The 23,008-nt window shown below is 58.8% G+C and carries 26 protein-coding genes; 19 read left to right on the forward strand and 7 right to left on the reverse strand.

Annotated elements, in window-relative coordinates:
- The first annotated feature begins 136 nt into the window (after positions 1-136).
- A complete protein-coding gene (gene gloA, locus ACWHXD_RS15130; RefSeq protein ID WP_138762774.1) occupies positions 137-658 on the forward strand; it encodes a lactoylglutathione lyase in 522 nt (173 codons plus the stop codon).
- Between the two features lie 124 nt (positions 659-782).
- Here gloA and ahpF read toward each other — a convergent pair whose 3' ends face one another.
- The 3 genes from ahpF to ACWHXD_RS15145 form a co-directional block, all read right to left on the reverse strand.
- The gene (gene ahpF / locus ACWHXD_RS15135) at positions 783-2,348 is read right to left on the reverse strand and encodes an alkyl hydroperoxide reductase subunit F (protein WP_138762775.1); all 1,566 of its coding nucleotides are present in this window, start codon (positions 2,346-2,348) and stop codon (positions 783-785) included.
- A gap of 130 nt (positions 2,349-2,478) precedes the next feature.
- Complete coding sequence (gene ahpC, locus ACWHXD_RS15140; protein ID WP_003191303.1) at positions 2,479-3,042, reverse strand: alkyl hydroperoxide reductase subunit C; 564 nt, start codon at positions 3,040-3,042, stop codon at positions 2,479-2,481.
- Between the two features lie 133 nt (positions 3,043-3,175).
- Positions 3,176-4,108, reverse strand: coding sequence for a site-specific integrase (locus tag ACWHXD_RS15145; protein WP_138762776.1), 933 nt, complete (start codon positions 4,106-4,108; stop codon positions 3,176-3,178).
- 169 nt (positions 4,109-4,277) lie between these two features.
- Here ACWHXD_RS15145 and ACWHXD_RS15150 point away from each other — a divergent pair, with 169 nt between their 5' ends.
- Positions 4,278-5,285, forward strand: a complete 1,008-nt coding sequence (locus ACWHXD_RS15150) for a DNA-binding protein (RefSeq protein ID WP_138762777.1) — start codon at positions 4,278-4,280, stop codon at positions 5,283-5,285.
- Here the strand turns inward: ACWHXD_RS15150 and gorA are convergent, their stop codons facing one another.
- A complete protein-coding gene (gene gorA, locus ACWHXD_RS15155) occupies positions 5,286-6,644 on the reverse strand; it encodes a glutathione-disulfide reductase (protein ID WP_032897214.1) in 1,359 nt (452 codons plus the stop codon). It lies immediately after the preceding gene.
- Between the two features lie 249 nt (positions 6,645-6,893).
- Between gorA and ACWHXD_RS15160 the strand changes: the two genes are divergently transcribed.
- Positions 6,894-8,486 (forward strand): trypsin-like serine peptidase, encoded by a 1,593-nt coding sequence (locus tag ACWHXD_RS15160; protein WP_138762778.1) that lies wholly within the window; start codon positions 6,894-6,896, stop codon positions 8,484-8,486.
- A 150-nt stretch (positions 8,487-8,636) separates the two neighbouring features.
- On the opposite strand, the gene galU is transcribed toward ACWHXD_RS15160, so the two are convergent.
- Positions 8,637-9,476: a UTP--glucose-1-phosphate uridylyltransferase GalU gene (gene galU, locus ACWHXD_RS15165; RefSeq protein ID WP_003173830.1), complete on the reverse strand. Its 840-nt coding sequence runs from the start codon at positions 9,474-9,476 to the stop codon at positions 8,637-8,639.
- Between the two features lie 309 nt (positions 9,477-9,785).
- Between galU and ACWHXD_RS15170 the strand changes: the two genes are divergently transcribed.
- From ACWHXD_RS15170 to ACWHXD_RS15220, 11 genes are all read left to right on the forward strand, one after another.
- Complete coding sequence (locus ACWHXD_RS15170; RefSeq protein WP_003191311.1) at positions 9,786-9,971, forward strand: hypothetical protein; 186 nt, start codon at positions 9,786-9,788, stop codon at positions 9,969-9,971.
- Between the two features lie 499 nt (positions 9,972-10,470).
- Positions 10,471-10,992, forward strand: a complete 522-nt coding sequence (locus ACWHXD_RS15175; RefSeq protein ID WP_032897213.1) for a fimbrial protein — start codon at positions 10,471-10,473, stop codon at positions 10,990-10,992.
- A gap of 51 nt (positions 10,993-11,043) precedes the next feature.
- The gene (locus tag ACWHXD_RS15180; RefSeq protein WP_032897212.1) at positions 11,044-11,604 is read left to right on the forward strand and encodes a fimbrial protein; all 561 of its coding nucleotides are present in this window, start codon (positions 11,044-11,046) and stop codon (positions 11,602-11,604) included.
- A 19-nt stretch (positions 11,605-11,623) separates the two neighbouring features.
- Complete coding sequence (locus tag ACWHXD_RS15185) at positions 11,624-14,236, forward strand: outer membrane usher protein (RefSeq protein WP_138762779.1); 2,613 nt, start codon at positions 11,624-11,626, stop codon at positions 14,234-14,236.
- Positions 14,233-14,994: a fimbria/pilus periplasmic chaperone gene (locus ACWHXD_RS15190; protein ID WP_032897210.1), complete on the forward strand. Its 762-nt coding sequence runs from the start codon at positions 14,233-14,235 to the stop codon at positions 14,992-14,994. Before ACWHXD_RS15185 ends, ACWHXD_RS15190 begins: the two co-directional genes overlap by 4 nt.
- A gap of 20 nt (positions 14,995-15,014) precedes the next feature.
- Entirely contained in the window at positions 15,015-15,587 is a 573-nt protein-coding gene (locus ACWHXD_RS15195) for a fimbrial protein (protein WP_032897208.1), read from the forward strand.
- Positions 15,588-15,597: 10 nt separating this feature from the next.
- Positions 15,598-16,092, forward strand: coding sequence for a fimbrial protein (locus ACWHXD_RS15200; protein WP_138762780.1), 495 nt, complete (start codon positions 15,598-15,600; stop codon positions 16,090-16,092).
- Positions 16,093-16,105: 13 nt separating this feature from the next.
- Complete coding sequence (locus ACWHXD_RS15205) at positions 16,106-16,585, forward strand: fimbrial protein (RefSeq protein WP_138762781.1); 480 nt, start codon at positions 16,106-16,108, stop codon at positions 16,583-16,585.
- A gap of 11 nt (positions 16,586-16,596) precedes the next feature.
- Positions 16,597-17,121, forward strand: a complete 525-nt coding sequence (locus ACWHXD_RS15210; RefSeq protein ID WP_032897202.1) for a fimbrial protein — start codon at positions 16,597-16,599, stop codon at positions 17,119-17,121.
- Between the two features lie 96 nt (positions 17,122-17,217).
- Entirely contained in the window at positions 17,218-18,186 is a 969-nt protein-coding gene (locus ACWHXD_RS15215; RefSeq protein ID WP_138762782.1) for a fimbrial protein, read from the forward strand.
- A gap of 141 nt (positions 18,187-18,327) precedes the next feature.
- A complete protein-coding gene (locus ACWHXD_RS15220; protein WP_032897198.1) occupies positions 18,328-18,609 on the forward strand; it encodes a hypothetical protein in 282 nt (93 codons plus the stop codon).
- A gap of 5 nt (positions 18,610-18,614) precedes the next feature.
- Here ACWHXD_RS15220 and ACWHXD_RS15225 read toward each other — a convergent pair whose 3' ends face one another.
- Both ACWHXD_RS15225 and ACWHXD_RS15230 read right to left on the reverse strand, forming a co-directional pair.
- Positions 18,615-18,845 (reverse strand): hypothetical protein, encoded by a 231-nt coding sequence (locus ACWHXD_RS15225; protein WP_032897196.1) that lies wholly within the window; start codon positions 18,843-18,845, stop codon positions 18,615-18,617.
- Between the two features lie 145 nt (positions 18,846-18,990).
- Positions 18,991-19,341, reverse strand: a complete 351-nt coding sequence (locus ACWHXD_RS15230; RefSeq protein ID WP_003191317.1) for a hypothetical protein — start codon at positions 19,339-19,341, stop codon at positions 18,991-18,993.
- Positions 19,342-19,553: 212 nt separating this feature from the next.
- Here ACWHXD_RS15230 and ACWHXD_RS15235 point away from each other — a divergent pair, with 212 nt between their 5' ends.
- From ACWHXD_RS15235 to ACWHXD_RS15255, 5 genes are all read left to right on the forward strand, one after another.
- Positions 19,554-19,856: a DUF1883 domain-containing protein gene (locus ACWHXD_RS15235; RefSeq protein ID WP_003191319.1), complete on the forward strand. Its 303-nt coding sequence runs from the start codon at positions 19,554-19,556 to the stop codon at positions 19,854-19,856.
- 26 nt (positions 19,857-19,882) lie between these two features.
- Positions 19,883-20,050, forward strand: a complete 168-nt coding sequence (locus ACWHXD_RS15240) for a hypothetical protein (protein ID WP_098951408.1) — start codon at positions 19,883-19,885, stop codon at positions 20,048-20,050.
- A 3-nt stretch (positions 20,051-20,053) separates the two neighbouring features.
- Positions 20,054-20,719, forward strand: coding sequence for a DNA oxidative demethylase AlkB (alkB, locus tag ACWHXD_RS15245; RefSeq protein WP_138762783.1), 666 nt, complete (start codon positions 20,054-20,056; stop codon positions 20,717-20,719).
- Positions 20,720-20,794: 75 nt separating this feature from the next.
- Positions 20,795-21,868: a bifunctional DNA-binding transcriptional regulator/O6-methylguanine-DNA methyltransferase Ada gene (ada, locus tag ACWHXD_RS15250; protein ID WP_138762784.1), complete on the forward strand. Its 1,074-nt coding sequence runs from the start codon at positions 20,795-20,797 to the stop codon at positions 21,866-21,868.
- A 71-nt stretch (positions 21,869-21,939) separates the two neighbouring features.
- A complete protein-coding gene (locus ACWHXD_RS15255) occupies positions 21,940-23,004 on the forward strand; it encodes an NAD(P)H-dependent flavin oxidoreductase (protein ID WP_138762785.1) in 1,065 nt (354 codons plus the stop codon).
- Positions 23,005-23,008 lie beyond the last annotated feature (4 nt).

The raw sequence follows: 23,008 nt of genomic DNA on the forward strand, positions 1-23,008 counted from the left end.
GCGCGCGCTGACCGCAAGGGTTGAGCGCGCTTTTTCATTTGGCGCAGCCGGTGCGCCTTGCGTATCATGGCCCGCCTGCATGGAGGCAGGCCGCAAGCCAATGGACCGCTCATCTCACATTTTTTCTGGAGGGCCCATGAGCCTGCACGAATTGAACACCTTCCCGGGCGTCACCGCCCAACCCGACAACGCCACGGCGAACTTTGTGTTCAACCACACCATGTTGCGGGTCAAGGACATCACCAAGTCGCTGGACTTCTACACGCGTATCCTGGGTTTCTCCCTGGTCGAGAAACGTGACTTCCCGGAAGCCGAATTCAGCCTGTACTTCCTGGCCCTGGTGGACAAGGCCCAGATCCCGGCCGACGCCGCCGAGCGTACCCAGTGGATGAAGTCGATTCCGGGCATCCTCGAACTGACCCACAACCACGGCACCGAAAACGATGCCGACTTTGCCTACCACAACGGCAACACCGACCCGCGTGGCTTTGGCCATATCTGCATCTCGGTGCCGGACATTGTCGCTGCGTGCGAACGCTTCGAAGCCTTGGACTGTGATTTCCAGAAGCGCCTGACGGATGGCCGCATGAAGAGCCTCGCGTTCATCAAAGACCCGGATGCTTATTGGGTCGAGATCATCCAGCCGGCGCCGATGTAATAAGCACTGCGTGACGCGGAGCGTCACCGGATGCATTCCCACGCGGAGCGTGGGAACGCGCCGAGCGTGGGAACGAGAAAAACCCCATGATCGCTCATGGGGTTTTTCATTTTCAGCTCAGCATTTATGCCGGAGCAGAGGTACGGATCAGGTGATCGAACGCGCTCAACGAAGCCTTGGCGCCCTCGCCTACTGCAATCACGATCTGCTTGTACGGCACGGTGGTTACGTCACCGGCGGCGAACACACCAGGCAGTGAAGTCTCGCCACGGGCATCGACAATGATCTCGCCACGCGGCGACAGCTCTACGGTGCCTTTGAGCCAGTCGGTGTTGGGCAGCAAGCCAATCTGCACAAAGATGCCTTCCAGGTCGATGGTCTTGAATTCACCGCTGTCACGGTCCTTGTAGGCAAGGCCGGTGACTTTCTGGCCATCGCCTTTGACTTCACTGGTCAATGCGCTGGTGATCACATCCACGTTCGGCAGGCTGTAGAGCTTGCGTTGCAACACAGCATCGGCGCGCAGCTTGCTGTCGAATTCAAGCAAGGTGACATGGCTGACGATACCGGCCAGGTCAATGGCCGCTTCCACGCCGGAGTTACCGCCGCCGATCACCGCCACACGCTTGCCCTTGAACAGCGGGCCATCGCAGTGCGGGCAGAAGCACACGCCACGGGCTTTGTATTCCTGCTCACCGGGCACACCCATCTCTCTCCAGCGGGCGCCTGTGGCCAGGATCACGGTCTTGGACTTGAGGGTGGCACCGCTTTCGAAGCGAATTTCGTGCAGCTCACCGGCATTTTTCGCCGGTACCAGGCTGCTGGCGCGCTGCAGGTTCATGATGTCGACATCGTACTGACGCACATGGGCTTCCAGTGCGCTGGCCAGTTTCGGCCCTTCGGTTTCCTGTACCGAGATAAAGTTCTCGATGGACATGGTGTCCAGCACCTGGCCACCAAAGCGTTCAGCCGCCACACCGGTACGAATACCTTTACGTGCCGCGTAGATGGCAGCTGAAGACCCTGCGGGGCCACCGCCAACTACCAGGACGTCGAAGGCGTCCTTGGCGCTGATTTTTTCCGCGGCTTTCTCGATACCGCTGGTGTCGAGCTTGGCGAGGATCTCTTCGAGGCCCATACGGCCCTGGCCAAAGTTGACCCCGTTCAAGTAAACGCTCGGCACCGCCATGATCTGGCGCTCATCGACTTCGGCCTGGAACAGCGCACCATCAATCGCAACATGGCGGATGTTGGGGTTCAGCACGGCCATCAGGTTCAGCGCCTGGACCACGTCCGGGCAGTTCTGGCACGACAGCGAGAAGTAAGTCTCGAAGCTGAACTCGCCTTTGAGGGCGCGGATCTGTTCAATCACCTCGACACTGGCTTTCGACGGGTGGCCACCGACTTGCAGCAGGGCCAGCACCAGCGAAGTGAATTCATGGCCCATGGGGATGCCGGCGAAACGCAGGCTGATATCGGCACCCGGGCGGTTGATGGAGAACGATGGCTTGCGCGCATCATTGCCATCGGTGTTCAGGGTAATCAGCGTGGAGAGGCTGGTTACGTCCTGCAAAAGAGCAAGCATTTCCTGGGATTTCGCACCGTCGTCGAGGGAGGCGACGATCTCGATCGGCTGGGTGACCCGTTCCAGGTATGACTTCAACTGAGCTTTAAGATTGGCATCCAACATACGGGCGATTTCCTGTTCATTCGGTTTATTGCAGACAAAAAAACGCCCGAGCGAATCTCGCCCGGGCGTTTTGAGGGCGGATGCAGCTTACTTAAGTGCGGATACCCGCCCTTGATACGCGTTCACAGACTTAGATCTTGCCGACCAGGTCCAGAGACGGCGCCAGAGTGGCCTCGCCTTCTTTCCACTTGGCTGGGCAGACTTCACCTGGGTGGGCAGCAACGTACTGAGCGGCCTTGATTTTGCGCAGCAGCTCGGAAGCGTCACGGCCTACACCGCCGTCGTTCAGCTCAACGATCTTGATCTGACCTTCTGGGTTGATCACGAAGGTGCCGCGGTCTGCCAGGCCAGCTTCTTCGATCAGCACGTCGAAGTTGCGGGAGATGGTCAGGGTTGGGTCGCCGATCATGGTGTACTGGATTTTGCCAATGGCTGGCGAAGTGTTGTGCCAGGCAGCGTGGGCAAAGTGGGTGTCGGTGGAAACGCTGTAGATTTCGACGCCCAGCTTCTGGAATTCGGCGTAGTTGTCAGCCAGGTCTTCCAGTTCGGTTGGGCAAACGAAGGTGAAGTCGGCTGGGTAGAAGAATACAACCGACCACTTGCCTTTCAGGTCAGCGTCGGTCACATCGACGAAGCTGCCGTTTTTGAAAGCGGTGGCTTTAAACGGTTTTACTTGGCTGTTGATGATAGGCATCGTTGACTCTCCGTCAGGGGTTAAGAAGTTGATGAGATGAATCCTACCGGCTCTTTCGGTCGATGGCTCATTGGCAAACCTGATGCTGACGATTGGCTTTCTCTATCAGGTGACGGTATTAATAGAAGAAATCTCAAATCAGCGGTTGGGTTGCCAGGGTCATGCCCAGAAACGGCGTCGCTTCAACATAGCGCATCGCGGATTTCATGTCGTTCCAGCCGACGTAACTCATCAGCGACTTCAAATCCCAACCGCTGCGATGTGCCCAAGTGGCGAAGCCCCGACGCAGGGAGTGGCTGGTGTATTGCTCGGCAGGGATGCCTGCGCGCTCAAGGGCCTGGCGCAATAACGGGATCACGCTGTTGGGGTGCAAGCCCTCCTCGCCCAGGTTGCCCCAGCGGTCAATGCCGCGAAATACCGGCCCGCGCACCAACGCCGAGGCGCTGAGCCACTCGCTATAAGCCTGCACCGGGCACAGCCGCAGCAACGCCGGGGTCTGGTAAGTCTTGCCGAGGTTGTCGCGATCACTTTTGCTGCGCGGCAAGTACAGGCTGATGCCTGCGCCCGGTACGGCTTGCACATGCTCAATGCTTAATCGGCACAGTTCATCACTGCGAAACCCGCGCCAGAAGCCCAGCAGAATCAGCGCAGCATCGCGCTTGGCCCGCAGCAAGCGCGGTTGGTCGTGATGCTCGCTGGCCTGTTTGGCTTCAATGTCCAGGGCGGCGATCACCTGTTCCAAATGCTGGAGCTGCAAAGGCTCGGCCTGCCGCTCACGCACCGGGTGCACGGCGCGGATGCCCTTGAGCACCTTGCGTACCACCGGCGCCTTCGTCGGGTCGGCAAACCCTTGGCTGGTATGCCACTGCGCCAAGGCCGAGAGCCGCAGCTTCAAGGTATTGACTGCCAACACTCCCGCATGCGCCACCAAGTAACGCGCCACGCTGTCGCTGGTGGCCGGCAGGAACCCTCCCCAACTGACTTCGAAATGCTCGATGGCCGCACGGTAGCTGCGGCGCGTGTTGTCACGGGTGGCGGCGTTGAGATATCGGTCGAGGTCGCTCATAGGCGTCTTTTCGTACTGCTGACAGGTGAATGGCTGATGAAAACAGGGGTCACACGGGATAATACGCCAATATCCCATCTGTTAAATCATGAATTTCAACGAGTTTTTAACCATGCTATAGTATGTATATACATACCATGTACCACAGTACTAAATCGACGGAGACTCCATGGCTCGCGGCGGCATAAACAAAGCAGTAGTGCAAACGGCACGCCTGGCGATCCTCGCCCGTGGCGAAAACCCCAGCATCGATGCGGTGCGTATCGAAATGGGCAATACCGGCTCGAAAACCACCATTCATCGTTACCTGAAAGAGCTGGACGAAAGCGAATCACGGCAAACCATCACCCAGGCGCCGATTGACGATGAGCTGGGCGAACTGGTCGCACGCCTGGCCCAACGCCTGAAAGAGAAGGCCCAAGAGCCGATCGACCTGGCCCTGGCGCAATTCGAGCAACACAAAGCCGCCCTGCTCGCCCAGGTAGAAACCCTGGAAGAAGCGCATACCCAGCTCAAACAGCAATTTGATATCCAGGCGGCAGCCCTGGCCGAAGAAAGCGCGGCGCTGCAAACCGCCAGCACCAGCCTGCAGACCGAGCAAACCCGTAATGCCGGGCTGAGCCAGGCGTGCAGCGACTACGAGCTAAGACTCAAGGACAAGGACGAGCAGATTCGCTCACTGGAAGAAAAACACCTGCACGCCCGTGATGCGCTTGAGCATTACCGCAATGCCATCAAGGAACAGCGCGAGCAGGAACAGCGTCGCCATGAAGGCCAGTTGCAGCAGGTTCAGGCCGAATTGCGCCAGGCACAGCAAAGCGCGCTGGTGCGCCAGGATGAAATCACCCAGTTGCATCGCGATAACGAGCGTCTGCTGAGTGAGCAGCGAGTGACCGCCAAGGAATTGAATGCGCTGCAGGAGCAAACTCGCCAGGACCAGGCGCTACAGCTGAAACTCAAGGAGCAGCTGAGTCAGATCGACAGCGAGCGCACCCTGCTCCAGGAACGCCTGCGCGTGGCCGTGCAAGACAGCCAATCACGCCAGGCCGCACTGCTGGAACACCAGCAGCACAACAAGGCGCTTGAGCTGGACCTGGTCAAGGCCCAGGCAAGCATCGAAGCCCTGCGCCTGGCGGCCGTCGTTGCAACGGCGCCAGAGGCAGCAGAGCCAACCTGATCAATCCGCCACAGGCGTGCGCATGGTGACGAATTCTTCCGCCGCCGTAGGATGCACGCCGATGGTTTCGTCGAAATGCTGTTTGGTCGCGCCCGCCTTGAGCGCGATCGCCAGCCCTTGCACGATTTCACCCGCATCTGGGCCGACCATGTGGCAACCCAGCACTTTGTCGGTGTCGGCGTCGACCACCAGCTTCATCAGGGTCTTTTCCTGGCAATCGGTGAGGGTCAGCTTCATCGGCCGGAAACGGCTTTCAAAGACCTGCACGTTGTGGCCGTTCTTGCGTGCATCCTCTTCCGTCAGACCGACTGTGCCAATGTTTGGCAGGCTGAACACCGCCGTCGCGATATTGGCGTAATCCACCGCGCGGTATTGCTCGGGCTTGAACAACCGCCGCGCCACGGCCATGCCTTCAGCCAGCGCCACCGGCGTCAGCTGCACACGACCAATCACATCGCCAATCGCCAGGATCGACGGCTCGGCGGTCTGGTAGAGATCATCCACCGCGACGAAACCGCGCTCGTCCAGTTTGACCCCGGTATTTTCCAGGCCCAGGTTATCCAGCATCGGACGGCGGCCGGTGGCGTAGAACACGCAATCGGCTTCCAGCACGCGACCATCCTTCAAGGTGGCTTTGAGGCTGCCGTCGGCTTGCTTGTCGATACGTTCGATGTCGGCATTGAACTGCAAGTCCAGGCCGCGCTTGGTCAGTTCTTCTTGCAGATGTTTGCGCACCGAACCATCAAAGCCGCGCAAGAACAGGTCACCGCGATACAGCAATGAAGTTTGCGCACCCAGGCCGTGGAAGATGCCGGCGAACTCAACGGCGATATAACCGCCGCCCACCACCAGCACGCGCTTGGGTAGCTCTTTAAGGAAGAATGCCTCATTGGAGCCAATGGCGTGCTCGCGCCCTGGAATCTCAGGGATCTGCGGCCAGCCACCGGTGGCGATCAGGATGTGCTTGGCAGTGAAGCGCTCACCGTTAATCTCCACCTGATGGGCATCAACCAGGCGTGCGTGCCCTTCGTGCAATGTCACGCCGCTGTTGACCAACAGGTTGCGATAGATGCCGTTGAGGCGGTTGATCTCGCGATCCTTGTTGGCGATCAAGGTCGCCCAATCAAAGTTCGCCTCGCCCAGGGACCAGCCAAAGCCGCTGGCCTGTTCAAAATCTTCGGCAAAATGCGCGCCGTACACCAACAGCTTCTTTGGCACACAGCCGACGTTCACACAGGTGCCGCCCAGGTAGCGGCTCTCCGCAACAGCCACCTTGGCGCCGAAGCCCGCGGCAAAGCGCGCCGCGCGAACACCGCCGGAACCGGCGCCAATTACATACAGGTCAAAATCGTAGGCCATTTCACTCTCCTCGGCAGGACACCAGCATACCGACTTAGGTGGGGACGAGAAACGAAAAAGCCAATCGACATACCTTGCCACATTCAAATACGAGGCCCTAGAGAGCGCATTGTCACGACGGTCTTTAACGGCTAGTTAAAAACCGCAGGCGTAACCTGTCATTGTTGACAGTAGAAGGCTGATTGACGATCCGTAATGATACTTCGGTGCCGTAAACACTCACCGCATCCGAAATGAGGAAGCATCGCTATGATTTTCGGCTATCGCTTTACGCTTAGTTCAAGATTTTTTAGCCGACTCACGCTCATTGTGCTGGCTGCATGGATTACTTCCAGCCATGCCGACAGCATGCTTGTCTCAATTCCAAATCCTCACACCTCACCCGCTGCTGGAGTGGCTCCGCTGTTATCGGCCACTGCGCCGGGGTCAGATCGTTTCTTCGCTGTAGGTTTAATGAAGAAGACTCAAGGGCTCGCGTGGGAATGCACGGCGACATTGGTGGCTAGCAGCGAAACACCCAATGATACTCAGGCCGCGCTTATTCTCACTGCGGGGCATTGCAGTGTTGATCCTTTGTTGAGCATTGATAGCGGTGACAATGACGTCGTCATTGATAAACCCATGGCAGTTGGCTTTGCTTTTTCCCCCGCCTATTTTTTTGACAATGTTAATGAGCACCATTGGTACAGCATCAAACGTATAGTTTATTCAAGCATGAAAGGGTCGGACGTCGGGTTGCTGGAACTGGCTGCAACCTACGGCGAACTTCGCTCAAGAGGCGTGAAGCCGTTACTGTTAAAGAATTTTGATGCGTCCGACCGCGCCATTGAACTGGCACATATACCCCAGGGCGCTTTTCCTGGCGGATTTTTTCTGCGCCACTCAGTTTGTCAATCGCAGCCGCCCACGCCTCTTTTCGAAAGCGCCTGGCCTATCCGACCAGACCTTCCCTGGTATTGGTCCGACGCTCGTGCCAACGACTGTATTGGCGTATACGGCGGCTCCTCCGGCTCCCCGGTCTTTGCGAAAGATGGCAAGCGGGTAATCGGCATACTATCTACAGCGACCGACTCTTACTTGAATGGTTGTGGCTTCGCCCGGCCCTGCGAACTCGCGCCTGCCGGCACGGTAAGTCGGCCTGAGGCGGTATACACCCACTCGGTTGATCATATTCTTGCGGCATTTCGACCAGATAACACCTTGGACCTGAGCAATCTTGACCCGGGTACCGGGATAGCTATCGAACGCGTGGGCTCTTGGTCGACCCGCTCCGCAGCCCCCAACGAGCACGGTCAATTGCAACCGGCGTCTTGGGGCCTGAAGATCAGTAAAGACTTCGAATGGATTCGCTACAAGAGCGGATCAGCCAGTTCAATTCAATGCGCACTGCCAAAAGGGTATGGGGCGCCAGTCAGGGCGGTTGATCAACCCCTGCTTAAACTGCCCGTCGATCAAAGGGAGGGGGTTCAGGCGATATGCATCATTGGCAAACGCTTTGGACAGACGTCCTGGCAACCCATGAAGTTTGCGACCGTTAAATTACGCCAGCTGGATGACACAGCCCCGCAGAGCAAGCCGGAAGTCGACGTGTATGAACACAGCCCTGACGAATGGCAAATAACCACAGCCTCTCGGCTGAACGAAATTGTCCAGACGTATTATAAATACGGGGCGCTCGATTCAATTGACTGCAAGAATGAAAGCGGTTACGCCCTCGTAAGAGAGACACTCATACTGCCAAAAGATCGGAACTGGCGTTATTGCGCCTACGGAAAAGACGAGGCCGGCAATAAAACGCTTATTATCACCAGGGACCTCAAAATCGAAACAGCGAAACATTAACCCGCCATTCATCTGCTGGCATCGACACTCTTCGCTTTAGAGGTCAAAAGCAGAACGCGTGCGCCTAACGCATGAAACAAAATGCCCCGAACAATCGGGGCATTTGTTTAGGTCGCTGAAACGACCTGCTGGAGCAACGGCTTACATGAATCAGTAAGCCTTGCCCGTCTTGTAGAAATGCTCGTAGCAGAAGTTGGTCGCTTCGATGTAGCCCTCAGCACCGCCGCAGTCGAAACGCTGGCCCTTGAACTTGTAGGCAATCACGCAACCGTCTTTGGCTTGCTTGAGCAGAGCGTCGGTGATCTGGATCTCGCCGCCCTTGCCTGGCTCGGTCTCTTCGATCAGCTTGAAGATGTCCGGGGTAAGGATGTAACGACCGATGATCGCCAGGTTCGACGGTGCATCTTCCGGTGCTGGTTTCTCGACCATGTCACGTACGCGGATCAGGCCATCGCCAATATCGTCACCGGCGATAACACCGTACTTATTGGTTTCGGTAGGGTTGACTTCCATCACCGCAACGATGGTGCAACGGTATTTCTGGTAGAGCTTGACCATCTGGGTCAGCACACCGTCGCCTTCCAGGTTGACGCACAAGTCATCCGCCAGGACCACGGCGAACGGTTCGTCACCGATCAGCGGGCGGCCGGTAAGGATGGCGTGGCCGAGGCCTTTCATCTGAGTCTGACGGGTGTAGGAGAACGAGCACTCGTCGAGCAATTTACGGATACCGACCAGGTATTTTTCCTTGTCGGTGCCCTTGATCTGGTTTTCCAGCTCATAGCTGATGTCGAAGTGGTCTTCCAGCGCGCGCTTACCACGACCCGTGACGATGGAGATCTCGTTCAAACCGGCATCCAGAGCCTCTTCCACACCGTACTGAATCAGTGGCTTGTTCACCACTGGCAGCATTTCTTTGGGCATGGCTTTGGTCGCTGGCAAGAAGCGAGTGCCGTAACCGGCTGCTGGGAACAAGCATTTCTTGATCATATGAGTCCTTACAAAGGGCTGTGCGTACGGAATTCGGCGCAGTCTAATCAGGCCGCAGTCACCTTACAATGGGTCCTGCTGGCGTTGCGATGTCATCATAGAGAAAAAATGTCGGCGTAAGTTCCGCTGATCCTGCAAAGCGCATCACCAACGGTCGGTCAGAACCCGACTTGGCCCCTTGTTTAAAGGGCTGCAATGGTTTTAGCACGCTTTTGCCCCCCTGGCACTGACCTGCAACAACTTGCGCCCTGCCCCGGCAATTGGCGTTATCATGAGCGCCTTGAACCAAGACCACGAGATTGCCAACAGATGTCAGAACCCAAAGGTGTAAACGGCTACCTGATCACGAAGCGAGCAGACGGCTGGCACTTGATCAATTTTCACGGCGACAGCGTTGCCGGCGTATTCGAGACCGAAAGCATGGCGATTGCCGTAGCCGAGGTGTTTGTGGATGAGGCAGGCCATGCATCGAGCAAGCGGCCGAAAACCAAGTAAGCCTCGTTGCTCTGCGAAAGCCCCGTTAAGCGGGGCTTTTTTGTGGCTGTTGACCCGCCAGCCTCACGGCCTCTGCGCCCGTAACCCGGTTAGTTGTTTCGCGCCATTAATGTCTATTGATTTTCACTGTATGTCATCCCATTCTTACAGCTATAACCCCAACTAAATTATTCTCATTTAGCAGCGTGTAGTTCATTTCTTACAGCCAAAATCAAAGTTTTGGCAAAGTGCCATATTCTTCCTATAAGTCGCGATACTGCCTGCCCACATCAATAAGCGAATGTGACGACTTACTTTTTCAAGCCGCCATCACACAATTGCTTCCGCCTCAACCGTGCGCCCAAATGGCAATACAACTAATTGGAAAGTTTTAACTTCTGATTGGTACTCGACTGGCGATCAGCCGAGTTTGCTGCCGGCCACTCTTGAGGTGAAACGTCAGCCCCACGCCAACGGGTGGCGGGGCTCTTCCATGACATTTTTATGTGGGCATCTGCAAATGAAAACTACGTTCAAAACTGCACTGTTAACCATCGGCCTGTTCGCGGGCTCCATGTCCGGCGCTCAGGCGGCAGATGGAACGGTTACCTTTCTGGGATCGGTCCACTCGGGTGCCTGCTCCATCAAGCCTGAATCGGTAGATCAGACCATTCACCTGGGCGCCATCGCCAAGCATCAATTGCAGGCAGGCGGTAAGTCCGAAGCTCGCCGTGTGCTGATTGAACTGGAAGGTTGCGACCTGACGAATCTGACTGATAACACCGTGACCACGACGTTCACGGCTGCGCCATCAACTGACGTACCTGGCGCAATCGGCACCGTCGGTACCGCAGGCCGCGTCGGCATCATGATGACCCACGGCGGCAGCCCTATCCAACTGGGTGTGGCAACCACGCCCCAGGCCATTTCCACCGGTGACAACACGCTGGAATTCGGCGCCTTTGTTCAAGGCGCGGCGACCGGCGACATCGTGCCGGGTGACTTCAGCGCGGTCACCAATTTCACCTTGGCTTATCAGTAAGTAGCCCCCCCGCCACTTCAGGGTGGCGGGGGGAACGGGTGGGAGAAAACGGTGAAAAAACTCATAAGTCTGGCGATGAGCTCGTCACTGGCGGTGGTCATCAGCCCTTGGGTGTTCGCGCAGGAGCCTGCGCAAGGTGAAGGGGTCATCACGCTCGGTGGCAGGGTCGTTGACTCCGCGTGCGGGTTGGAACTGACCAGTGCCGATCAAACCATCGAGATGCCCGCCGAGCCCATTGGGAGGCTGTTGCGAAACGCGTTGGGCGAGCCACACCCCTTTGATTTGCGCCTGGTCAACTGCTCATTGACGCGCCCGGACCCTTTACGGCCGGGTGCAACGCTACCGGACTGGGAGCATTTGCGGGTCACGTTCGACGGCCCGCGCGACCGCGACGGTCGCTCTTTTGCTGCCTTCGGCGATTCACAGGGTGTTGCCTTTCACATCTGGGATTCGGCCGGCCAGGAGAGCGTGCCGGGCGAGCCGATGGCGCCGCATCCCTTAGCCGAAGGCGACATGACACTTCACTACACGTTGCGGCTGGTGGGCAACGGGTTGCCCTTGGCGCCGGGCGCTCACCGCGTCGCCGTGCGGTTCAAGTTGGAATACTTTTGAACATTGATGGGTTGCTTTCATGCTGAATGCGTCGAAGATCAAACATACGCTGCGCCCCACGTTGGTTGGCGGGCTGATGTCACTGGCAGGCACAGCCTTGGGTGCCGGGGATATCGAATTCAATACCGACGTTCTTGACCTGAATGATCGCACCAATATCGATTTGTCGCGGTTTTCGCGCAGCGGTTTCATTCTGCCCGGCACCTACACGATGCTTGTGCAGATCAACGGCCAGGCGCTTTCCGAGCAGTCGGTGGCTTTTTATCCCCCTGATGATGACCCGAAGGGTAGCCAGGCCTGCTTGTCCGCAGAGCTCGTGGCGCAACTGGGCCTGAAGGCGATCGAAGCAGCCAGGCTCACTCGGTGGAAAGGCGACGAGTGCCTGGACCTTCAAGGCTTGCCAGGTGCCGAGGTCAGTGCAGACCTGGCCACCTCCACATTGAGCATCAACCTGCCCCACGCCTACCTTGAGTACAGCGCCCTCAACTGGGATCCGCCTGCACGCTGGGATGAAGGCGTACCGGGACTGTTGATCGACTACAACCTGACGGCGCAGTCCAACGCCCAGAAAAACGAGCGCACCCGCAACCACCTCAGTGGCAACGGAACGCTGGGGGCCAATGCCGGGGCCTGGCGCCTGAGGGCCGACTGGCAGGGCCGTGTCGACAGCGCAAGGGACCGTTCCGCCGGGGAACAGAAGCTGGAGTGGAGCCGCTACTACGCTTACCGCGCCATTCCTGCCTTGAGGGCGCGGCTGGTGGTTGGCGAAAACTACCTGTATTCGGACTTGTTCGACAGCTTCCGCTTTACCGGTGCCGCGTTGACGTCAGACGAAAGTCAGCTGCCCCCCAACCTGCGCGGTTACGCACCTGAAGTGGTGGGGTTGGCCAAGACCAACGCCAGGGTGGTCGTCAGCCAGCAAGGGCGCGTGCTGTATGAAACCCTGGTGGCCGCCGGCCCCTTTCGTATCCAGGACCTCAATGATGCCGTCACCGGTACGCTGGATGTGCGGGTAGAGGAGCAAGACGGTTCGGTACAGACCTTCAAGCTCAACACCGCAGGCGTTCCTTACCTGACGCGCCCTGGGCAAGTTCGATACAAGCTGGCGAGCGGGCGGCCTTCGGATCTCCAATATGGCGCTGACGGCAACTTTTTTGGCACGGGGGAGTTCTCCTGGGGCGTGAGCAACGGCTGGTCGTTGTTCGGCGGCGCCATCACCGACAACAACTACCGGGCCGCCACTATCGGCGCTGGCCGCGACCTGTTGGCATTGGGCGCGTTATCCCTGGATATCACCCAGTCCCGGGCTGAGGTGTGGAATCAAACGCTCTCGGGTAAATCCTACCGCCTGCAATATTCGAAGAACTTTGAACAATACGACAGCCAGATCACCTTCGCCGGTTATCGGTTCTCCGATAAGAACTTCTTGAGCATGAGTGAATATTTAGACGCTCGTCATTACGGCAGGAACGGGGAACTGGCGGGCCGCGGGCAATACGACGAATTCGGTCAATATGCCGGTGAATTCAAACCTATTGGTGGCAGCAAAGCGCTGTATACAGCGACCGTTAACAAACAATTTCGCGACTTGGGCGCCACGGTCTACGCCAGTTATAACAAACAAACTTACTGGTCGCGGCCGGCTACCCAGCGCTGGAACTTGTCGGTGTCCCGCTACTTCAATGTGGGCACCGTCAAAAACATGAGTTTGTCGCTCAACGTTTATCGCACGTTGGATTACAACTACAAGGATAACGGCATGGCGCTGACGGTCAGCCTGCCATTGGGACGCAGCGGCACGCTGTCGCTGGACGCCAGCCGGGCCGCAGGCAAGAACGGCTTTTCCACGCGTTACAGCGACCGCCTCGATGAGCGCAACAGCTACCAATTGACCGCCAGCGATAATTCGGCCAGTGGCTATCTGAGCCACATGGGTGATCAAGCGGACCTGACACTTGCCGCCAGCCGGCAACGAGACAGTCGCACCAGCCTCAGCCTGTCAGCCCGCGGCGGTGGCACGCTCACGTCTCACGGCGCAGCCCTGCATCGCACCAACAGCATGGGCGGCACCCGTTTGATGGTGGATACCAGCGGCGTGCCTGACGTGCCGGTGCGGGGTTACGGCTCGCCGACCCGCAGCAACGCCTTCGGTAAAGCGGTGATCGCCGACCTGAGCAGCTACCAGCGTACGGCAGCCAGCGTCGATCTGGAGAGCCTGCCGAGCAATGTCGAAGCCACTCAATCTGTCACCCAACTGACCCTCACCGAAGGCGCCATCGGTTATCGCGCCCTGGACGTGATTGCCGGTGAAAAAGCCATGGCGGTGCTGCGCCTGCCCGATGGCAGCTCGCCGCCCTTCGGTGCGACGGTCCAGAACGCCAAGCAGCAGGACACCGGCATCGTGAATGACGGCGGCAATGTCTACCTCAGCGGCATTCAAGCCGGTGAACAGATGGTCGTCAGTTGGGGCGGGAATGAGCGCTGCACCCTCACCCTTCCCGACGTCTTGCCCGCTGACGGCCTGAGCAACGCCCTGCAACTGGACTGCCGAGTCGCAGCCACCGATCAACCCTTGTCCGCGCCGGCAGAACTGACCGGCAAGCACCCCGTCACGGAGACCACATCCTCATGACCCTGTACAAACGCTTCACCGTCTCGACCCTCACCCTGCTGACGCTCGCCATGAGCCACAGCAGCCACGCTGCAATTGGCCTGGACCGTACCCGCGTGATTTTCGACGGCAGCAAGGACGCCACCAGCGTGAACATCACCAATAACAACACCCAATTGCCGTACCTGGCCCAAGGCTGGATCGAGAATGAAGAGGGCCAGAAACTCACCACACCCTTGATCGTGCTGCCCCCGGTGCAGCGCCTGGAACCGGGCAAGCAGAGCCAGGTAAAAGTCCAGGCGCTGCCGGCGGCCAAGTCGTTGCCCCAGGATCGAGAGACGGTCTACTACTTCAACCTGCGGGAAATTCCGCCACGCACCGATAAGGCCAACACCCTGCAAATCGCGCTGCAGACCCGGATCAAACTGTTCTACCGGCCTCAAGCCATTACGCCCAGCCAGCAAGACCTGTCCAACCCCTGGCAGGAAAAGCTGACCCTGACCCGGCAAGGCGAGCATTACCGGGTGAATAACCCGACGCCCTACTACGTGACCCTGGTGGATGCGCGCAGCACCAAAGAGGGCAAGACCGTGGCCGGTTTCGAGCCGGTGATGGTGCCGCCCAAAGGCACGCTGATCCTCGGCCCCACCGCCAAGGCCCTGGGCCCTACCCCTCACTTGGCCTACGTCAATGATTACGGCGGCCGTCCGCTGCTGGCCTTCACCTGCAGCGGCGAGACTTGCAAGGTCAACCTGCAAGCAGCACTGCCCAAACAGTAAGCCTGTCGCTGGAGTCAGCCATGAAGTCTCATTACATAACGGCATTGGGCGGCCTGTTACTGGCCCTTGGAGGGAGCGCGCAGGCCGAGGATATCGAGGGCATGAATGGCGTGCTGAATATTTCCGGCTCCATGCACGAAACCCCGTGCAGCCTGGAAATGACCTCGCTGCATCAAACCATTGAACTGGGCGACGTCTCCACCAGCCAGTTACGTCGGCCTGGTGATCAGGCCAACCAGGTGGCCTTCCAGTTGCGCTTTACCGAGTGCAACCGCACCGCCGGCAGTATCCGCAGTGAACGCACCGGCAACCTGACCTGGAGCGCCTTTCAACCGGTGCTGTCGGTGGCCTTTATCGCGCCTGCCGATGACGACGATTCGCGCCTGGTCAAAGTGCAAGGCATCACCGGCCTGGGGCTGCAACTGACCGACGCCCTGGGGCGGGACGTACAACTGGGCCAACGCGGCGAACCGCTGTTCTTGCCCCTGGGCGGTAACACCAAGACCTGGAACGTTCGGCCTACGCGCACCGCTGCGCCATTGACCAGCGGGGCATTCCGGGCCGTGGTGGATTTCAGGCTCAATTATGAGTAAGGGCAGAACAATGGCTAAGTCATACGGCCCCTGGGCCGTGTTAATGGGCAGCGGTTTGCTCTGGGCGCTCAGCCTGGGTGCGCAGGCCGAGACCAACCTGACCATCCGCGCGGTGATCATTGCGCCGCCGCCGTGTGTCATCAACAGCGGCAGTACGCTCGACGTGCCTTTTGGCAATGACCTGCTGACCTCGCGAGTCGACGGGGTCAATTATCGCCGTGGCGTGCCGTACACCGTCACCTGCAGCTCCCCTTTCAGCAACGCGCTGACCCTGCAACTTCGGGGCACGGGTGCCGCATTCGACAGCCGCGTGCTGGTCACCCGCAAGCAGGACCTTGGGGTAAAGCTGTTCGTCAACGGCGCCGATTGGCCGCTGAACACGGTGGTGAACTTCACCTATCCCAACGTGCCGGTGGTGCAGGCGGTACCCGTCAAACGCCCGGGCAGCAAGCTGACCGGAGGCGCATTCGATGCGGCCGCCACTCTCGTGGTCGATTATCAATGAAGAGGAATGACCAATGATCTGTTGGCCGCAGCGAGCGTTGCTCGCCTTGTGCTCCCTGGGCCTGTGCAGCGTTGCATCGGCCAACCTGACGTTTAGCGGCACGCTCAACGAGCCTCCCCCGTGCACGATCGATGCGGGCAACACCATCGAGGTGGATTTTGGCGATGTCGGGATCAAGCGCGTCGACGGTGTGCAGTACCGAAAAGGCGTGGGCTACACCATCAACTGCGGCACCGACACGCTGCCATGGGCGTTGAAATTGAGTGTCAACGGCACGCCAACCACCTTTGACGGGGCGGCGGTACAGACAAGCGTACCGGCGCTGGGTATTCGGGTTTTCCAGAACAACCTGCCTTTTTCACTCAATACGCCACTGGATATCAGCCTGTCATCACCGCCCGTATTGGAAGTGGTGCCGGTCAAACAGCCCGGCGCAACCCTGGCGCCCGCAAGGTTTAGCGCGGTGGCCACGCTGTTGGCCGAATACCAGTAGGAGTCGAATCAATGGGACATTTACACCGTGCAGCGCTGGTATTGGCCTTGAGCCTGGCCGCCGACGCCCAAGCAGCGGACAACCTGAGTTTCAAGGGCAACCTGGTCCAGGAGGCCTGCACCCTGCGGCCGGGCGACGAGGCCGTCACCCTGGAACTCTGGGACGTTACCAGCAAGCACCTGTATATCAACACCCGTTCACAGGGCAAGGACTTCAGGCTGCACCTGGAGAACTGCGACACCACCATTGGCGCCACGGTCAGCATCACCTTTGGCGGCAGGGAAAACACCGCGTTGCCCGGCATGCTAGCGCTGGATGGCGGCAGTGGCGCCTCAGGCATCGGGGTGGGCATAGAGACGCCGAGCAACAAGCCACTGCCGCTGAATTCGCCCAGCGATGCGCAGGTACTGATAGATGGCAGCAATGTGATCGCGCTTAAAGCCTTTGTGCAGGGCGAGCCGCAAGCCATCAGCGACCAGACCATCGGCCAAGGCGCGTACAGGGTGACCTCGACTTTTACGTTGGACTATCCGTAGCCGTTGCTGGCCTGAAAACGGCCTGGGCAAACCTTAATTATCTTCCGGATGATCACTCACAGTGACGTTCGGACAGAGGCGCAATGAGAGATCAAAATGAAACGACTCTATGGAGCAATAGTGCTTCTCGTCCTGCTAAGTGTGACGACCACCTCGCGAGCAGCGGATTGCCGCGTGAATGGCGGCAATTGGCAATATGTTGGCGACGGCGGGATCCTGAACCTGGAGGTCCCCGTCAACGTGAGTGTCGGCTCGGACAACACCCGTATCCTTCTCGAAGGCGCGTGGCTGGAATGCCGATTTACGCCCTCCCATGCTCACCCCACACGCATAGACTTTTGGGGGACATCCGCGCAAGCCGGCGCCCCCTGGGTGCCCGGGCCGAAATTCAACAATCAAGGCACCGGTCTACGCATAAACGGCGCGTTTTATAACACCCCGGTGCCGTTTAATATTCGGATCGCGACCATGCCCAACAACTTTGTGGCGTATCCCATCTATGTAACCCCCTATATCCTGCTGCGCAACGACCCCAGCAACCCGATCAGCGTGGTAATAGGTGACATTCTGGGCGCGCTGAATCTGCACCAGACGAATAATTACAGCTTTGGAAGCACGCGGCTCGTCCTCACGTACAAAGCCGCCAACAACTTCGGCATCTCACCGTCAACCTGCACCATCAACAATAACAACCCCATCGAGATCAACTTCGGCAATGTGCAACAGCGGGCGATCGGCACCGATCCCCTTACCACCTCGGTTCGCGCCAACCGCAGGCTCACCTATTCATGCCCCAATGGTGGGATCAACACCGACATCACCATCACCTACAAAGGCATTTCGACGTCGTTCGACGACAGGCTATTGGTGATGAGCAACCCGAACGTGGGCACCGCCCTCGTGCGTGCGGGCTCAGCGGTGAGGGTTAACGGTTCATTCCGGACCCGCATCACCAACAGCATGGGAGGCGATGATGTGACCTTTTCGCTCGTACGACGAGCGGGCGTCTTCCCTGCTGCCGGGGCGATCAGCGGAAGTGGCGTGCTGGTAATGGGCGTGCCATGACTGTTACAGACTGACTTACAGGGTGTGCAAACGCAGTACGGGTAACCTGCGACTGCACACCCGATGGCAGTTCGCTATAATCGCCGCCAACGCCCCACGACAGTGTCAGCGCCCTCTATTCCCTCTCGACGAAGATCCCTTATGAACAAAATCCTGGCACTGACCGCGGTACTGGCACTCGCCGGCTGCACCACCGCTTCCGACACCCTGCTGAAAAATGGCGAGCAAGGCCTGACCATCGACTGCTCGGGCGAGGCCAATTCATGGGCCAGTTGCTACGAGAAAGCGGACGCATCCTGCGCGGGCACCGGTTACCGCATCGTCGGCACCAACGGTACGCCGGCGCTCAAGGAAAGCGACAAGACCCTGGGCCAGGACGTGGGCAATTTCAAAGGCCGTAGCGTGGTGGTGGTCTGCAAGTAAACCGGCTACAGGTGCACTTCAGCGAACTTGATCCCCAGGCCACGCAGGAGTTCGATCAGGTCATCCAGGCGCGCGAACGATTCGACCTCATCCTGCTCGTCCACCAGGAAGTAGCTGCGCCCGCCGCTCTTCTTGAAAAATACGATCCACTCGCCCAAATCGGCGGGGTTCTGGATGACATGGGTGGCCGAAATCTGCCCTTCGGCATGGCGGGCTTTGACGTGTTCTCGTTTCATAACGGGCTTTCCAGAAAAACAAATGCCGCTCAAACCCAGGGTTTGAGCGGCATCTTTGTAGTGAATGCCCGACAGTTTAACGGATGCAGGCCGTCCCTGCAGGGTGATGGCTTTTTTTATCGGGTTTGAGGGGTGGGCCTGTGGCTCAACCAGAAATGCACTCTTCCCCTGCCTTCTTCACGTCGCCCGGGCGGATGGGCACATTGGACATGCTTTCATAAAGCTTGATGCTGCTACCGCTGGAACGGTCTTCGATTTCAAAGATTGCCGAAGGGTCTGCCGAGAATTTCTGCGGCACGATCACCTGAATGCCGTCTTTATGGGGCTCGATCTGCGGCGGCCGACGGGTCGCCTCCAATTTGCGCACCACACACGCCGCATATTCCTGCGGTTTCTTCCCTGAGATGACCACCAATGTTGGCGGGGTCTGCTTGATATCTGCAACCGAAGCACACCCACCTATTGCCAAGGCCAGCACCAACACACTCCACTTCATACAAAAACCTCCGATAAAGACCCTACGACAGCGGGGATGGTAATTTTCTCCCACCAACGTAGGATTTATCTGTGATAACTCGGTAAATAACTGTTTTAAATTGTCGAAGTCGTCGACGACGGCCCGATAATAAACGCGCTGGGGCTGATAAACTCCATCTTAACCTACGTATCGTTCTGATTTTTCAGAAAAAGCCCTTCTGGAGACACCCCATGAAATTCATCCACCAGCGTGAGCACCTCAACGAGGGAGACATTGTCGTCATCGAATGCTCGCAGACCTGCAATATTCGCCTGATGAGTGATGCGAACTTTCGCAGCTTCAAAAACGGCGGCCGCCATACCTACCACGGCGGCGCATTTGATAAATTCCCGGCCAAGATCACCGCGCCCAGCACCGGCTTCTGGAACATCACCCTGGATGTGGTGACCCGTCGCGCCATCAGCGTGACCCGCAAGCCTGCGTTGTCCCACAAGATCCGTATCGTTCGTCGTACCAGCAGCAAGCTGAGCTGACCCGAACACCTGACAGGAAAAAAGCTGTGACCACCACAACCAAATACGTCATCAAGTACAAGCTCAACGGCGAACGCCGCTTTGAATTTGCCCAGCTGCACAGCAACAGCGTCGAAGAAGCCAAGCAAGCCTTGGCGAAAATTCATGATGCCAGCGACGAAATCACCGACATCAATGTGAGCAAGGCGCTGTAAGCCATGCCGGGCCCTACCGCCGATTTGTTTGCCGATGATGCCCTGCAACAGCCTGCCGGGCGCGAGCAAATTGGCGAAGAGTCCTACGTACTGAGGGGCTATGCCCTGCCCTGGATCGAGCGGTTATTGCCTGAACTGCGGCGTGTCCTGGCTCAATCACCGTTTCGGCAGATGGTCACCCCCGGCGGTTTTACCATGTCGGCGGCGCTGAGCAGTTGCGGCGAGCTGGGCTGGACCACCGACGCCCGCGGCTATCGCTATAGCCCACTCGACCCGCGCAGCCAGCAACCCTGGCCGGCCATGCCCGACACGCTGCGCCAACTGGCGGTGGCGGCGGCCACTGAAGCGGGCTTCGACGGTTTTTTGCCCGATGCCTGCCTGATCAACCGTTACGTACCGGGGGCGAAAATGTCACTGCACCAGGACAAGAACGAGCGCAGCTACAGCGCGCCCGTGGTCTCGGTGTCCCTGGGGCTGCCAGCGATTTTCCTGTTCGGTGGGCATGCGCGCAGCGAAAAAACCCAAAAGGTCTCGTTGTTCCATGGTGATGTGGTGGTGTGGGGCGGCGTTGATCGCCTGCGCTTTCATGGCGTGATGCCGATCAAGGACGGCGTGCATCCGATCATGGGCCCGCAGCGCATCAACCTGACCTTTCGCACCGCTGGGTAATTTGACCGCAAGCTTCGGAGTGTCGAGCGCGAGCGGCGGGCTTAATCTGCTCCGGAACCGTCAAGAGTGCAGGCCATGAACAACGAACACGATCCGCGCTGGGCTGCCATTATTGCCCGTGATACCAAGGCTGACGCGCTATTTGTCTACGGCGTGAAAACCACTGGTGTTTATTGCCGCCCCAGCAGCGCTTCGCGTTTGCCGCGCCCGGAGAATGTCGAGTTTTTCGACACGCCGGCGCAAGCCGAAGCCGCCGGTTATCGTCCCAGTAAACGCGCTGCCGGCGACCAGACCCAGTTGGCCGCTCACCATGGGCAATTGGTGGCCGAAGCCTGCCGGCAAATCGAACAAGCCGAAACCCCGCCTAGCCTGGACGCGCTCGCCCGATGCGCCGGGCTGAGTCCGTTTCACTTCCACCGTGTATTCAAAGCCAACACCGGGTTGACCCCCAAGGGTTACGCCAGCGCCCTGCGTTCGCGCAGAGTGCGCGACGGCCTCAAGGGCCAGCATTCGGTGACAGACACCCTGTACGACGCGGGCTTTAATTCCAATAGCCGCTTTTATGAAGCCGCCGACCAAGTGCTCGGCATGAAACCGCGAGACTACAAAGGCGGCGGCGCCAATAACACCATCCGCTTTGCCGTTGGGCAGTGCTCGCTGGGGGCGATTCTGGTGGCGCAAAGCCAACGTGGCGTGTGTGCGATTTTATTGGGCGATGATCCGGGCAAACTGGTGCGCGACCTGCAAGACCAGTTTCCCAAGGCTGAGTTGATCGGCGCGGATCAGGGTTTCGAACAACTGGTCGCCCACGCCGTCGGCTTTGTCGAGGCCCCTGCTCTGGGCCTGGATTTGCCCCTGGACCTGCGCGGCACGGCCTTTCAGGAACGGGTGTGGCAGGCGTTGCGGGAAATCCCTGCGGGCAGCACTGCCAGCTATGCGCAGATTGCCGAGCGTATCGGCGCGCCCACCTCCTTTCGCGCCGTGGCCCAGGCCTGTGGTGCCAACCACCTGGCGGTGGCGATTCCCTGTCATCGCGTGGTGCGCAGTAATGGCGAGCTGTCGGGCTATCGCTGGGGCGTAGAGCGCAAGCGCCAGTTACTGGAGCGCGAAACCCAGCCCCACAAAATGCCGCTGTCGTCCAGTGAATAAAACAGACTGGCCGGGTGCCGACTGCCCTGCTAAAACAGCGAAAAGCCCGACTAACGCTGGAGACGCACCCCATGAGCACCTGGCCAGACACCCGCATTCTTGACCTGTTGGGCATTGAGGTGCCGATCATCCAGGCGCCGATGGCTGGCGCCACCACCACCGCCATGGTCATCGCCGCCCAGCAAGCCGGCGCCCTGGGCTCCATGCCCGCCGCAGCCTTGAGCCTTGAGCAACTGCGCGACGCCTTGGCCCTCATTCGCCAGGCCAGCCATGCGCCGCTTAACGTCAACTTCTTCTGCCATCAACCGCCCGATGCCGATGAAGCGCGGGACCAGGCTTGGAAGGCCTTGCTGCAACCTTACTACCACGAACTGGGCGCCGACTTCGATGCGCCAACCCCGGTGTCCAACCGCGCGCCGTTCAATGACGCAGCCTGCCAGGTGGTGGAAGAATTTCGGCCAGAAGTGGTGAGTTTTCACTTTGGCCTACCAGAGAAGTCTTTACTGGATCGAGTAAAAGCCAGCGGTGCCAAGGTGCTGTCATCGGCCACCACCGTCGAGGAAGCCGTGTGGTTGGAACAGCACGGCTGTGACGCGATTATCGCCATGGGCCTTGAAGCCGGTGGGCATCGTGGTCTGTTTCTCAGCGATGACCTCAACAGCCAGATCGGCTTGATGGCACTGTTGCCACAGATGGTCGACGCGGTCAGCGTGCCGGTGATTGCCGCCGGCGGAATCGGCGATGCGCGTGGCATCGTCGCCGCCTTTGCCCTCGGCGCTTCGGCCGTGCAGATCGGCACAGCCTACCTGTTCACGCCCGAAGCCACTGTAAGCGCTTCCCATCACCACGCGCTGCGCCATGCCCAGGCCAGCGAAACCGCGCTGACCAACCTGTTTACCGGCCGCCCGGCGCGGGGCATCGTCAACCGGGTGATGCGTGAGCTGGGCGCCATCAACCCGGTGGCGCCGGCGTTTCCTAAAGCCGGTGGCGCGTTAATGCCGCTCAAGGCCAAGGATGAAGCCGGTTTCAGCAACCTGTGGGCAGGCCAGGCCCTGAGGCTGGGCAAAGACCAGTCCACCTATGACCTGACACGCCAATTAGCCGAGCACAGTTTGAGCAAACTCACCCGCATCTGATCTG

The sequence above is a fragment of the Pseudomonas fjordensis genome, from assembly GCF_976987115.1.